At 70.3% G+C, this 12581-nt stretch carries 11 protein-coding genes; 3 read left to right on the top strand and 8 right to left on the bottom strand.

The features are described from left to right. Positions 1–3 precede the first annotated feature (3 nt). From AC5L3X_RS01525 to AC5L3X_RS01500, 6 genes are all read right to left on the bottom strand, one after another. The gene (locus AC5L3X_RS01525; protein ID WP_225261946.1) at positions 4–483 is read right to left on the bottom strand and encodes an RNA polymerase sigma factor; all 480 of its coding nucleotides are present in this window, start codon (positions 481–483) and stop codon (positions 4–6) included. 78 nt (positions 484–561) lie between these two features. Beyond that, on the bottom strand, positions 562–1470 hold the full coding sequence (locus AC5L3X_RS01520; RefSeq protein WP_494854559.1) for a MerR family transcriptional regulator: 909 nt from the start codon (positions 1468–1470) through the stop codon (positions 562–564). 43 nt (positions 1471–1513) lie between these two features. Then, the gene (locus AC5L3X_RS01515) at positions 1514–1804 is read right to left on the bottom strand and encodes a hypothetical protein (protein WP_494854557.1); all 291 of its coding nucleotides are present in this window, start codon (positions 1802–1804) and stop codon (positions 1514–1516) included. Further along, positions 1801–2976, bottom strand: a complete 1176-nt coding sequence (locus tag AC5L3X_RS01510; RefSeq protein ID WP_494854555.1) for an anhydro-N-acetylmuramic acid kinase — start codon at positions 2974–2976, stop codon at positions 1801–1803. The genes AC5L3X_RS01515 and AC5L3X_RS01510 overlap by 4 nt, the downstream gene beginning before the upstream one ends. 98 nt (positions 2977–3074) lie before the next feature. Continuing rightward, positions 3075–4277: a type II toxin-antitoxin system HipA family toxin gene (locus AC5L3X_RS01505; protein WP_494854554.1), complete on the bottom strand. Its 1203-nt coding sequence runs from the start codon at positions 4275–4277 to the stop codon at positions 3075–3077. Next, on the bottom strand, positions 4270–5865 hold the full coding sequence (locus AC5L3X_RS01500) for a DUF262 domain-containing protein (protein ID WP_494854552.1): 1596 nt from the start codon (positions 5863–5865) through the stop codon (positions 4270–4272). The genes AC5L3X_RS01505 and AC5L3X_RS01500 overlap by 8 nt, the downstream gene beginning before the upstream one ends. Before the next feature lie 172 nt (positions 5866–6037). On the opposite strand from AC5L3X_RS01500, the gene AC5L3X_RS01495 reads away from it, so the two are divergent. Together AC5L3X_RS01495 and AC5L3X_RS01490 are read left to right on the top strand one after the other, a co-directional pair. Next, on the top strand, positions 6038–6172 hold the full coding sequence (locus AC5L3X_RS01495) for a hypothetical protein (protein ID WP_494854550.1): 135 nt from the start codon (positions 6038–6040) through the stop codon (positions 6170–6172). A gap of 193 nt (positions 6173–6365) precedes the next feature. Next, the gene (locus AC5L3X_RS01490; RefSeq protein WP_494854548.1) at positions 6366–8435 is read left to right on the top strand and encodes a sensor histidine kinase; all 2070 of its coding nucleotides are present in this window, start codon (positions 6366–6368) and stop codon (positions 8433–8435) included. Positions 8436–8493: 58 nt separating this feature from the next. On the opposite strand, the gene AC5L3X_RS01485 is transcribed toward AC5L3X_RS01490, so the two are convergent. Together AC5L3X_RS01485 and AC5L3X_RS01480 are read right to left on the bottom strand one after the other, a co-directional pair. After that, positions 8494–9447: an NAD-dependent epimerase/dehydratase family protein gene (locus AC5L3X_RS01485; protein ID WP_494854546.1), complete on the bottom strand. Its 954-nt coding sequence runs from the start codon at positions 9445–9447 to the stop codon at positions 8494–8496. 30 nt (positions 9448–9477) lie between these two features. After that, positions 9478–10461, bottom strand: coding sequence for an anti-sigma factor RsbA family regulatory protein (locus AC5L3X_RS01480; protein ID WP_494854948.1), 984 nt, complete (start codon positions 10459–10461; stop codon positions 9478–9480). A 215-nt stretch (positions 10462–10676) separates the two neighbouring features. On the opposite strand from AC5L3X_RS01480, the gene AC5L3X_RS01475 reads away from it, so the two are divergent. Further along, entirely contained in the window at positions 10677–12506 is a 1830-nt protein-coding gene (locus tag AC5L3X_RS01475; RefSeq protein WP_494854544.1) for a glycoside hydrolase family 15 protein, read from the top strand. The last annotated feature ends 75 nt before the right edge of the window (positions 12507–12581 follow it).

Here is a 12581-nt window from a genome sequence, read left to right as displayed (position 1 = left end):
GGGTCAGGTCAGGAGCGTTGCGAGCCGGTGCAGGCCACGGGAGGTTCTGGCCTTGACCGTGCCGAGCGGGATGCTGAGTCGTTCGGCGATCTCCCGCTGGCTCAGGCCGGCGTAGTAGGCCAGCACGATCGCCTCGCGCTGGGCCACGGGCAGCTCGGCGAGCGCACGGTGCAGGCGGTCACGCTCGGCCAGCGTGGTGGCGCCGGTTCGCCCGTCGTCTCCGGCGGGCTCGGCGGCGTCGTCGAGCGGGACCGTGTGCGGCCTTCTGCGCCGCAGGTGGTCGACCGCGCGCTTGTGGGCGATGCCCAGCAGCCAGGCGCGCGGGCTGCGCCCGGGGTCGTAGCGGTCGCGCGAGCGCCACGCCTCGGTGAAGACCACCTGCAGCATGTCGTCCACGTCCTGCGAGGGGACGAACCTGCGCAGGTACGTCCGCACGGAGGGCGCATGGGTGCGGTAGATCTCGGAAACCTGGTCGGCCCCCACGGCGGCACCCCCTAAATAAGTTACTCAAAACTTATTCAAACAGAGCCAGGCGAGCCCGCGCAACCGGTCACGGAAAGGTCAGTCCAGTGCGTCCAGCACGGCCGAGACGGCTTCGTCGAAGCTGTGAACCCGTACGACCCCGCGCGGCAGCGGCTCCCACCAGCCGTTTCCGCCCACGACGAGCCGGGGCGGAGGCCGCAGCGCGGGCAGCGCCGCGAGCGGGGCCGGATCACCGGTCGTCTCCTGCTGCGACCAGACGAACACCACGGCCGGCCCGAGCCGGCGCATCGCGGCCGCCAGCGCTGAGTTGGGCACCCGCGCGCCCAGTGTCCGCGCGTCGACGCCCCGCTCGGCCAGCCCGGCGGCCAGCGCGTGCACCGGCAGGCTGTGCTGTTCGTCCTCGGCGCAGGCCAGCAGGACGGCCCTGCCGGTCACCGGCACCGGGTGGCGCTCGGCGTAGCGGTGCAACTCGGCCAGCAGCCGGTCGGAGAACAGGTGCTCGACGTCGATGCCCGAGCCGGTGCGCGCCTGCGTGCGGCAGATCCGGTCGAAGACCGGCAGCACCAGCTCCAGCCAGGTCCAGCGCACGCCGCGACTGTCGAGCGCGGCGGCCACGGCGGCGGCGACGGTGGGGCCGTCGAGCGCGTCGGCCGCCCGCGCCAGCCGCGCCATCGACGGCACCGCCACCCCGCGCGGCCCGGCAGGAGCCTCCGCGGGAGGGGAGGGCAGGGAGAGGCGCAGCGCCTGGGCGGCCGCGTCGGCGGGCGCGATGCCGGACTTGATCAGCCGGTTCATCTCCTCCAGGCGCAGCAGGTCACCCTCGTCGTAGCGCCGGTGACCGCCCGGGCTGCGGCGGCTCGGTCCCAGGCCGTAGCGCTGGTTCCAGGTGCGCAACGTGGGCGCGGGCACGCCGAGCCGCCGCGCGACCGCTCCGATGCCGTAGCCGGGTCCCGCGTCGTCGGCGCCGTTCGCTGCTGACTCCACCATGGGATTCTTTCGGAATTTCCAGGCCAGGGGTTCCGCTCGGCGGCTATGCGGCCGAAGTTCGTTCCACCACAGCCGTGTACGCGACCGGCGGCGCGTCGTCAGCGCGGCCGTCAGGGGAGACGCCGCCTGGTCTCAGCCGCCAGGTCTCGCGCCACTGGTACATGACGGCCACCACGTCGGCGCGCTCGGCGGCCAGCGGACTACCTGGCCGCCGGTGACGCGGCCCGTTGTCCGCCCCGTGGGCATGCGGATGTTCGTACAGTGAGTGCACGGTGTCGCCGCCGAAACGCGTCACGCCGCGCCCCCGCCCGCCCGTAGCCACTCGCGGGCTCATCGGCGCAGCGTGAGCGACCGCGGCCGGTCGGCGATCGGCGTGGGCAGGACGAGCGGCTCCGCGCCGGGCGTGAGCGTGCCGAGGACGCGGGCGGCGCGCGCGCCGGTCCCGGCGGGCACGGTGCCCGGCAGGCCGTGGGCGGTGCACCAGCCGATCAGCGCGAAGGCGATCGCCTCCTTCTCGTCCGCCGGAGCGCCGTACTCGTCGGTGTACGTGACCCGCACACCGGGAAGCGTCTCGCGCAGGCCGTTCGTCATCACGGGGTTGCGGGCGCCCCCGCCGGAGACGACGAGCAGGTCGGCGCCCGAGGCCAGCACCTCGCGGGCGACCGTCCGGACGGTCAGCTCGGTCAGGGTCGCGACCAGGTCGGCGTCACCGGGACGGCGGCCCGACCTGGCGATCGCCTCCTCGACGTAGGCCAGGTGGAACAGCTCCTTGCCGGTGCTCTTCGGCGTCGGCAGCCGGTAGTAGGGCTCGTCGAGCAGCACGTCGAGCAGCCGCTCGTCCACCTGGCCCGAGGCGGCGATCCGGCCGTCCTCGTCGAAGCCCCGCTCGCTCAGCCCCCTGCTCGACACGACGGCGTCGACCAGCGCGTTGGCCGGCCCGATGTCGTAGGCGACGAGGTCGTCAGGGCCGCGCACCACGGTCATGTTGGCGATGCCGCCCAGGTTGAGCGCCGCCGCGACCCCTTGGTGCCCGGCGAGCAGCAGGGCGTCGAGCACGGAGACCAGCGGGGCGCCGTGGCCGCCCGCCGTGATGTCGCGGATCCGTACGTCCGACAGCACGGGTGCGCCCGTCCGTTCGGCGATCCAGGCGGGCTGGCCGATCTGCAGCGTGCCGAGCGCGTGCGCCTCGTCCACCCAGTGGAACACCGTCTGGCCGTGCGACACGACGAGGTCGACCGGGCCGGCCTCGTCGATCGCCGCGGCCGCGACGTCGGCGAAGCTCTGTCCGATGAGGGTGTCGAGGACGCACACCTCCGCGAGCGTCGTCGGCGCCGGAGGCAGCGCCGCGACCAGCCGGGCGCGCAGCTCCGGCGGGTACGGCGTGCTCGCGGTGAACTCCACCTTTCCGGTGAGCGTGCCGCCGGCCAGGTCGAAGTCGACCAGGGCGACGTCGATGCCGTCGTGGGAGGTGCCGGAGATCATGCCGAGGATTCTCATGTGCGTCATCCGCGAACGAACCTGACCTCGGAGCGATCTCGCCGGTTCGCCGTCGAGCCATCAGCTGCTGTCACATTCGTAGATCGTAGGGCGGTTTCGAACTCCCGCTATCGTCTCGCGTCGGCGATGAGCGGCAGTGTGCTGAGTCGCTGTTCGATATGGGTGGCGACGAAAGAGGGAACCTCTGCTTCGGCCTTGACCTGTGGCCATGTGTCCACCATTGTGGCCACGGTCCCGCGCACGACACTCGTCACCAGATCCGCGTCGAGACCGGCACCGCCCGCGAGTCTCCGGAAATTGTCCATGGTGACGAGCTTGGCCACCTTGCCGCCGTTCACCGGGAACGCCAGCGTTTCCGAGCGGAAGTCGTCGTAGGACGAAACGGAGACGAAGTCATAGGCCGGGGAGAGCCGCGCCGTGACACCGTCCGGATAGCGGATGGTCCAGTTCTTGAGATGGGCGTCAAGGTTACCCATGACGACGATCGCGGCGAGTCTCCGTAGATACTCCTCCATGTCCTGTGGGCAGACCGCGTTGATGAACCGGGCCAGACCGGCGTAGGTGGCTCTGTCGTACTTGGAGGCAACGGAAACCTCTCTGATCTGCGCGAAGTCCTCCTGGTGCACCCGCCCTCCGGCCGGCCTGTCGAAGCGCCGCACGGCGAAGGCGTTCTCACCCGGTCGGATCAGGCCGTCGGGGAGGCCGCTGATATCCGCCCCGTCGAGAAGCCGGATCTCCGGCACATCGATGCCGGCGAGCCTTGCCCACGTCAACATGGAGTACTCGTTGGCTGGAACCTCGCGAAAGCGCCGGTCGGGAAGCTTGACGATCCAGTCGCCCCCCTGTCCTGACACGGGCAGGACCAGGCCTTTGCCTTCCCACCGCATGGAGAACTTCGCCTGGACTCCCGCCAGCGAGAAACGCACCATCCCGATGCCGTCGTCCTGCGCTCCCGCCACCGCTTCCGGAATGACAGGAACGTCCGACTCGGACACGACCCGGATGTTTCCCGGAAGATCCTCTCCCAGGAAGATGAGGACCTGAAAGTCGTGCGGGTTGGCACGGCCGAGCTCCCTGCCGATCAGATCGCGTAGCCCGCTGCCCTGTTCGGGCAGCAGATTGGCGAACCACTCCGGCACTGAACCACTCGCCACCCGGCGCTTCTCCGGTCTCGCCTCGAAAGCCTGCCCGAGCACAGGGTGAACAGGATCCCTGTCCTCATAGTCGAACCAGGTGCTGCCGCCGCGATAACTCAGAGTGCCGACTCGGCGGTCGCCGAGAAATACTCCTGCCGTCGCCCCCTCAGCCAATCTCTTCACCTTCGTCGAACAGGGTGGTCACATCCGGACCATCCCGGAAGCCGAAGAGGGCGCGGCTCTGAACGTGGTCGAAAATGATCGCCTCGATTTCTTTCGCACGTCGTTTGAGGAATTCGGTCATTCGTCCATGACGCAACATGGCGACCGACTCGGAATCGAGGCCGTGGCTGGCCAGCACCCTCTCATCGAGATCCTGATGGAGGAGTAGCTCTGCGACGTCCACCTTGCCGGGAGGCTGAATCAGCCGGTTGGCCAGTCCGGTTCCCAGCACACTCTTGTCATCCAGGATCGGAATCAACGGTGCGCCGGATTCAAGGAGTTGGGCAGCGTCGACAGGCTCGCCGAAATGGTCGGGAGCGAGAATTCTTGGAGCCAGCGACAGCAGGCTGAGAATGTTGACCTTGGTCTGCGCGCGGTTGAGCCGGGTCTGTGAGATATCCGGTCTCCACGGAGCCGCTGGAGGCAGCAGATCGATCAGCCGCTGCGCGCTGGCCAGCGGATCCGTGTGCACCGCGGCCGCCCCTTGCCGTAGCCCGACCGTATTTCCCTGGGGGGCGACCCCGAGCACCGCACCTCGCCAGATCCAGCGCCGGAGGAGTTCGGCCGTTCGCCCCTGCGGCGGGCCGAAAGTCGCCATGAATCGGGCTAGTACCGGAATGAAAAGGGCGTAAGGGACCAGCTTCACGTGCGGGATGCCTACGTCGTCGCGCAGGTAGTCGATCACGTGGCCCAGCGCCGCCTCCGTCTGGACGAACGCGGAATGCCGGTCGTCGTCGTCGAACTCCTCGCGGAAATCCCGATCGACTTTCGGACTGCGGATCGCCAGCAGACTTTGCATGAGGATCTGCTCGGACAGCTCACCGAAACCGAAGGTCTGGACGCTTGCGCTCAAGGTGCGGAGGTCGCCGGGTTTCTGCTCACCGGTGATCGAATGAAGCGCGTTGAACACCTCCGCGCTCTTCAGTGGCTTCCCGAAGGTATTCATGCGGTCGAAAATGTCGCGCAAGGCATGGTCGTCCTCGCCCGTGACGACGTACAGGGGGATCTTGTAGTCGCGAACGGCCGCCACTACCTGATCGGCCAGAGCGATCTGCTCATTGCTCAAATGACTTCGGGCGCGGATCCACGCGTTGGTCCCTGCTGTGTCCAGGACAAGAGACATAGGTAGCTGATCGCTGCCTGGCTGATGGCGGCGCGGGAGCGAGACGAAAGCTTCACGTGCCAAGTCGAAATAGATGCGGAATCGCGGGTCAACGGTGTCGTCGGTAGCCGTGAGCGCACCGACGAGGCTCGTGATCCGTTGCTGGCCGTCGACCACCCAGAAGGCATCCCCGACTGCTTGCGCCTCAATGAGCAGGTGACCGATGACCACGCTTCCTGGCGGTGCGGGCCGCTGCCAGACCAGCACGTTTCCGATCGGGTAGCCACGCAGGATGCTGTCGAACAACTGGGTCACGTCACTGCGCTCCCATCGATAGGAGCGCTGGAACGAGGGGACTCGTATCCTGCCTCTGAGCGTGTACTCCACCAATTCGCTCGGCGAAATACTGTCGACCTTCGGCCGAGTCACCGCAGCCATCGCAGCCTCCCCTCCGCGACCACCCTATGTTGAAGCACGGCCACCGGCCGGTGAGCCTGGGCTGACCAACCCCGAACTCCGACACTTCCCGGCGGAATGCGAACCGCGCCGCCGCGACCACGGGTTGTGACACACGATCAAGATGTGGCGGCGCGTGCCGTCACCGTAGCGCATGGGCCACCCGCCCGGGTGGATCGCAGTCGTCCGGTCCCACTCCACCTTCGCCGGGCACGCGCTCCACCTGCACCGTGACGCGGGCATGCCGTTCGCCGCGATCAGCGGCCGGTTGGCCGGTCAGCCGAGGTGAAGGCGTCCTAGGGGAACCGGCCCAGACCTTGTCTGCCTAACTGGGGGGAATTATTACCATAAAAGCGTCATAATCCTGTCCAGTGGGCCGCGCCGCACACTAAAGAGAGCAGGACCAGGATGGCCAGATTCGCCATGATCGCCGGGTGTGTCACGTTATCAGGCATCGCCACGCCCGCCGGAACGGCCCGCTGATGACGATGCCCCAGAACTCCGACGACGTCGGAGTCACTCCGGCGCGGGTCGCGGCCGTCGTCATGGCCGTGGTGTCCCCCGCGCTCGCCGTGACCGCGCTGGTGATCTGGGCCAGGCTGCCCGAGGCGTGGACACCGGCCGGCGCCACCGTGACCCCGCAGTCGGCCGTCTCCCTGACGTTCCCCGCGGTCGGCGCGTTCCTCATCTACCACCGGCCCCGGCTGAACATGGCCTGGCTGATGTCCGTGGGCGGGCTGGGCGGAGCGATCAGCGACGTCTCGCAGGCGCTGATGCTGCGGGCCGCCGCCGACGGGGAACTCGTCCTGGCCTCGTGGCTGAAGTTTCCGGGCCAGGCCGGCTGGGCGGTGTGCGGCTTCACGCTGACCATGCTGCTGCCGTTGTGGTCGCCCGTCGGCCGGTTGCCCTCGCCGCGCTGGCGGCTCGTCCTGGTGCTGGGCGGGGCCGCCCTCACCGTCGCGTCGCTGCGGGCGCTCCTGCGCCCGGATCCGCCGCTGGAGGTCTATCCGTTCCCCGCGGTCATCCCCAACGTGCTCCAGGTCCCCGCGATCGGACCGTACGACCGCCTCATCTTCACGCTCGCCTGGACGTTCATCTACACCGCGATGGTGCTGTCGGCCCTGTCCCTGGCGCTGCGCCTGAAGCACGCCGACCCGATCGGCAGGCGGCAGATCGGCTGGCCGCTGCTCGCGTTCACCGGCTACATCGTGTTCCTGATCCCGGGGCAGTTCCTGCCGGTGCTGGTGTGGCCCGCGATCATCTGGGCGGGGCTCATCCCGGTCGCCGTCGCGTTCGCGGTGACGCGCTACCGGCTCTACGGCATCGACACCGTGATCAGCCGGACGTTCGTGGCGGCCGGGCTGCTGATCGTGATCAGCGCCGTCTACTTCGGCGTCGGCGCGCTGTCCAGCCTCGTGCTCTCCGGCTACGACCAGCTCGCCGGGCTCGCCTCCGCCCTGTTCGCGGGCGCGTTCTTCCAGCCGCTTCGGCGCCTGCTGCAACGGCTGGTCGACCACCTGCTGTACGGCAGGGTCGGCGATCCCCGCGTGCTGGCCGAGCGGCTGACGCAGGCGGTGCGGCGGGGCGACCCCGCCGAGGCGCTGACCTCGGTGGTGAGCGTGCTACGCGACGGCCTGGCGGTCGAGGGCGTCGCCGTGGAGGTGACCGACGGCGAGCCCCGCTACGTCGAGAACGGCCGGGTGGGCGAAGACCCCCGGGAGGTGCCGCTGGTCTGGCATGGCGAGATGGTGGGCCGGCTGCTCGTCGGCCCGCCGGGCCCGCGCCGCTTCCCCGCCGCCCACAACGAGCGGGTGCTGTCCACACTCACCCCGTACGCCGCCGACGTGGCCCACGCGGTGCGCATGGCGGCCGACCTGCAACGTTCCAGGGAACGCATCCTGTCCACCCGCGAGGAGGAACGCCGCCGGCTGCGGCGCGACCTGCACGACGGGCTCGGCCAGACCCTGTCGGCCATGGCCATGACCATCAACATCGCCCGGAGCAGGCTGAAGAAGTCGCCCGAGTCGGCCGACGCGCTGCTGCGGGACCTGCGCTCCGGCATGGACGCGGTCGCCGGCGACATCCGCGAGCTGGTCTACGGTCTGCGCCCGCCCGCCCTCGACGACCTCGGCCTGGCCCGGGCGGTGCGGGCGCTCGCCGGGCAGTCCTCACCCGGCACCGAGATCGAGGTGGCGGTCGACGGGGACCTGTCCGACCTGCCGGCGGCCGTCGAGGTGGCGGTCTACCGGATCGTCCAGGAGGCCCTCACCAACATCCGCCGGCACGCCGGCGCGACCCGCGCCGACATCATCCTGCAGCGGGAACGGTCGGTGCTGCGGGTGCTGATCAGCGACGACGGCCGCGGCCTGCCCGAGGAGCGGCGGGCCGGCGTCGGCCTCAGCTCGATGCGCGAACGCGCCGCCGAACTCGGCGGCATCTGCGTCGTCAGCGGGGCGCCGGACGCCGGGACCCGGGTCGAGGTCATGCTGCCGCTCCTCGCGACGGCGGTGGAGCCCCGGACCGAGCGGCTCGATCCACTGGACAGCCGCTGACGGTGCGCTGACCGGTCGGCGGGGACAGGCCTGAGGCGACTGACGGTGCGCCGGCCGGTCAGCGGGTGATGACGCCCGAGGCGACGAGCCAGTCGACGGCCTCGGCGATGGCTTCGAGCGAGGTGTGGCGCGGCCGGTGACCGAGCAGCCGCTCGGCCTTCTCCATGCTGCAGTGGGGGCTGTGCGCGAGGTGGTCGTAGGTGAGGCGGGCGTCCTCCTCCGACACCGTGCCGCGCCACTGCTCCCACGGCAGGTAGGCGAGCCGCGCCTCCCGCCCGAACCAGCCCGCCACCGCCTCGGCGTAGCCGCGCAGCGTCAGGGCGGTGGTGGCCACGGAGTGGAAGCCGGCGCCCACGGCGACCGACGGACTGTCGAGCGCCGCCATGAACAGCCGGGCCACGTCGTCGGCGTGCACGTGCTGGACGGTCTCCATGCCCAGGTTGGGCAGGACGACCTCGGCCCCGTCGGCCAGGGCCTGGAACACGGCGGGGTTGACGTTGCCCGCCGGGTTGACCGGCACCCAGCCGGGGCCGGTGATGTGGCCGGGGTGGATGACCGTGGCCGGGAAGCCGTCACGCTGGGCCCGGTCGAGCAGGTAGGACTCGATGGCGGCCTTCTGCCTGCCGTACTCGCCGATCGGTCGCTTCGGCCGGTCCTCGGTGGTGGGCACCCGCGTGCTGGGGCCGTGCACCCAGATCGTGCCGCAGTGGAGGAAGTGGCGGACCCGGCCGGTCAGCGCGGTCACGAGCTGCCGCGCGCTGGACTCGCGGAAGCAGATCAGGTCGATGACGGCGTCGCCCTCCAGGTCGGCGACGCGCCGGCCGAACGTGCCGTCGGCCTCCTCCGCCTCGCGGTCGGCGGTGACCGCCGTGACCCGCTGCCAGGCGCCGTGCGGAGTGTACGGCTCGCGCTTGCCCCTGCTCACCGTGACCACGTCGTGGCCCGCGTCGACCAGCCGGGGCACCAGGTAGGTGCCGATATGGCCGCTGGCGCCGATCAGCACGACTCGCATGCGCTCACCCCTGCCTCGTGGTCCCGGATGTCAGGTGCGGCGAAGGCGCAGCCGTACCTGGGTGCCCGCCTGGCCGGTGCGCACCTCCACCAGGTCGCACAGCTGGCGCGCCACCCACAGGCCGTAGCCGCGGGCGGTCGCCGAGGTGGGCGGCAGGTAGCCGGCGAAGAGCTCCAACCCCTCGCCGTCGGGCCGTCCCGCGTCGCGGATGTCGCAGCAGATCGAGTCGTCCTCGGTCCACAGCAGGATGTCGCCGCGCCCGCCGCCGTGCTCGACCGCGTTGGCGGCCACCTCGTTGACCACGATCACCAGCCGGTCGGCCGTCTCGGCGGGCAGCTCGCCGGCCGCCGCCCACGCGGTCACGTACTGCCGCAGGAGGCGGAGGTCGGCGTCGAACACGTGTCTGGTGCCGTAGTCCTGACCCGGTGGCGGCAGCGGCAGCAGGTCCCTGGAGTGGCCGAACTCCGACGGTTCGGTGTAGGCCGGGCTGACGGTCGTGCCGTGTCCCGTGACCAGCTCGGGGTGGGTGCGCCGGGCGTCGTCGAGGATGTGGCGGGGCAGCGCCCGCGTGTCGTAGGTACACATGATCCACACCGGGCTGCTGGCGAAGGCCGCGTTGAGCATGGACTCGTACCGGGTCCACTCCGCCTCCTGCGCCCGGTCGAGCCCTCGCCAGACCGGCTCTCCGAGCATGCGGACGCGAGGGTGGTCGAGCCGGTGGGTGTTGACGTAGCGGCCGCAGGCGTCGAGCGTGCGGCCCGGCGCGTCGTACCACTCGAGTGCGTTGACGAGCTCGACCCGCGCGGCGTCGGCGCCGAGGACGTCCTCCAGCGCCTCGATGTTCGGCGGCGTGACCACGGCCATGATCCTGTCGCCCCGCGCGAGGCCGTCGAGGCAGAAGCGGGCGGCCGCGGCGGCGAACGTCTCGACGTCGTCGTAGAGCAGCGCCTGGTGGATCAGCGTGGACGCCGGGTCGCTCGTAGCGGGGTTGGAACCCTCCTCCGCCTGGCGCATCACGTATTCATCCCCGGCCGAAACTGTAATTCTCTCGCCTTCACCGTACCTTTTCTACCCCCATACGCCTAGGGAATCGCTCACACAAGAGATGTCTGGTCCCAAATTGGGAGAAGACGGCCAGGTGGAAGATCTGCCCGCCTTTGACGTACGCCAGATCCAGCGACAGGCCGGACCCGCATACCTTGAGGGACAGACAGGGAGAAAGGGCGGTCATGACTGCTGGTGAGCCCGGCCACGCCGGCGAGTCCCGCTACCTGCCGATCGGCGACCACGGCCTCATCGGCGACCTGCGGACCGTCGCGCTCGTGGGGACGAACGGCACCGTCGACTGGTACTGCTGCCCGCGTTTCGACGCCCCCAGCGTGTTCGCCTCGATCCTCGACGCCGACCGGGGTGGTTCGTTCGAGCTGGCCGCCGACACCCCGGCCCGGACCAAGCAGTTCTACTTCCCCGACACCAACGTCCTCATCACCCGGTTCTTCGCCGACGACGGGGTGGGCGAGATCCAGGACTTCATGCCCGTCGCGGACGACTCGCGCGAGGCCGACCGGCACCGGATGATCCGCCGGGTGTCCTGCGTCCGCGGCACGCTCCCGTTCCGCGCCCGGGTGGCGCCCCGCTTCGACTACGCGAGGCAGCCGCACACCGTGCGGGAGGAGACCGGCGGTCTGCTGTTCGAGTCGCCGGCCCTGTCCCTATCCCTGAGCTCCAGCGTGCCGATCGAGACCGACGGGCAGGACGCGCGGGCGCGGTTCACGCTCAGCGAGGGAGAGCAGGCGGTGTTCGCGCTCGACCGGGTCGGCGACGGCCTCTCAGCCCGCGGCTGCCCGCTCGCGGAGGCCGAGAGCGAGTTCGCCGCCACGGTCCGCTACTGGCGGCGCTGGCTGTCGGCCTCGCGCTACCGAGGCCGGTGGCGCGAGGTGGTGCACCGCTCGGCGCTCACGCTGAAGCTGCTCACCTACGCGCCGACCGGCGGGATCGTCGCCGCGCCGACGACCAGCCTGCCCGAGCGGATCGGCGGCGAGCGCAACTGGGACTACCGCTACGTGTGGATCCGCGACGCCGCGTTCTGCGTCTACGCGCTGCTCAGGCTGGGCTTCACCGACGAGGCGGAGGCCTTCATGGGCTTCCTGTCCACGCACGTGCCGCTCAGCAGCGACAGCGGCACCGGCCCGCTGCAGATCATGTACGGCATCGACGGCCGCAGCGACCTGCCCGAGGAGGAGCTCCACCACCTGGAGGGTTACCGGGCCTCCGCTCCGGTGCGGATCGGCAACGCCGCGGCCGACCAGCTCCAGCTCGACATCTACGGGGCGCTCATCGACTCCATCTACCTCTACAACAAGTGGGGCGACCCCATCGCCAGCGACCGCTGGGACGAGCTCTGCACCCTGGTCGAATGGGTCTGCCTGCACTGGGACCAGCCCGACGAGGGCATCTGGGAGACCCGCGGCGGGCGCCGGAACTTCGTCTACTCGCGGCTGATGTGCTGGGTGGCCATCGAACGCGCCATGCGGGTGGCGATCCAGCGCGGCCTGCCCGCCGACATCCCGCGCTGGCGCGAGGCCCGCGACGCGATCTACCAGCAGATCATGCGGCGCGGCTGGTCGGCCGAGCTCGGGGCGTTCGTCCAGCAGTTCGACGAGGACGTGCTGGACGCCTCCATCCTGATGATGCCGCTGGCCAAGTTCGTCTCGCCGACGGACCCCAAGTGGCTGTCCACCCTCGACGCGCTCGGCCACGGGCTGGTCTCCGACTCGCTGGTCTACCGCTACGACCCGGAGATCAGCCCCGACGGCCTGCGGGGACCGGAGGGCACGTTCTCGATCTGCTCGTTCTGGTACGTCGAGGCCCTGGCCCGCGCCGGCCGCGTCGACGAGGCCCGCCTGGCCTTCGAGAAGATGCTGACGTACGCCAACCACCTGGGCCTGTACGCCGAGGAGATCGGCCACACCGGCGAGCAGCTCGGCAACTTCCCGCAGGCCATCACCCACCTCGCGCTGATCAGCGCGGCCTTCAACCTCGACCACGCCCTCGGTTAGGGCCCTCGGCCGGGGCCCGTGAGATATTGGGCCCGTGGCCTCGACGGGAGCGCGTCGCGGGCCGCCCACGGCCCC

It is taken from the genome of Nonomuraea sp. CX421, assembly GCF_059358955.1.
This window is presented reverse-complemented; position numbering and strand designations above follow the sequence as displayed.

Coding starts and splice junctions, on each gene's coding strand:
- AC5L3X_RS01520 (WP_494854559.1), bottom strand. CDS start 1,470: ATGGTGGAGTCAGCAGCGAACGGCGCCGACGACGCGGGACCCGGCTAC.
- AC5L3X_RS01515 (WP_494854557.1), bottom strand. CDS start 1,804: ATGAGCCCGCGAGTGGCTACGGGCGGGCGGGGGCGCGGCGTGACGCGT.
- AC5L3X_RS01510 (WP_494854555.1), bottom strand. CDS start 2,976: ATGACGCACATGAGAATCCTCGGCATGATCTCCGGCACCTCCCACGAC.
- AC5L3X_RS01500 (WP_494854552.1), bottom strand. CDS start 5,865: ATGGCTGCGGTGACTCGGCCGAAGGTCGACAGTATTTCGCCGAGCGAA.
- AC5L3X_RS01495 (WP_494854550.1), top strand. CDS start 6,038: ATGGGCCACCCGCCCGGGTGGATCGCAGTCGTCCGGTCCCACTCCACC.
- AC5L3X_RS01490 (WP_494854548.1), top strand. CDS start 6,366: ATGACGATGCCCCAGAACTCCGACGACGTCGGAGTCACTCCGGCGCGG.
- AC5L3X_RS01485 (WP_494854546.1), bottom strand. CDS start 9,447: ATGCGAGTCGTGCTGATCGGCGCCAGCGGCCATATCGGCACCTACCTG.
- AC5L3X_RS01480 (WP_494854948.1), bottom strand. CDS start 10,461: ATGCGCCAGGCGGAGGAGGGTTCCAACCCCGCTACGAGCGACCCGGCG.
- AC5L3X_RS01475 (WP_494854544.1), top strand. CDS start 10,677: ATGACTGCTGGTGAGCCCGGCCACGCCGGCGAGTCCCGCTACCTGCCG.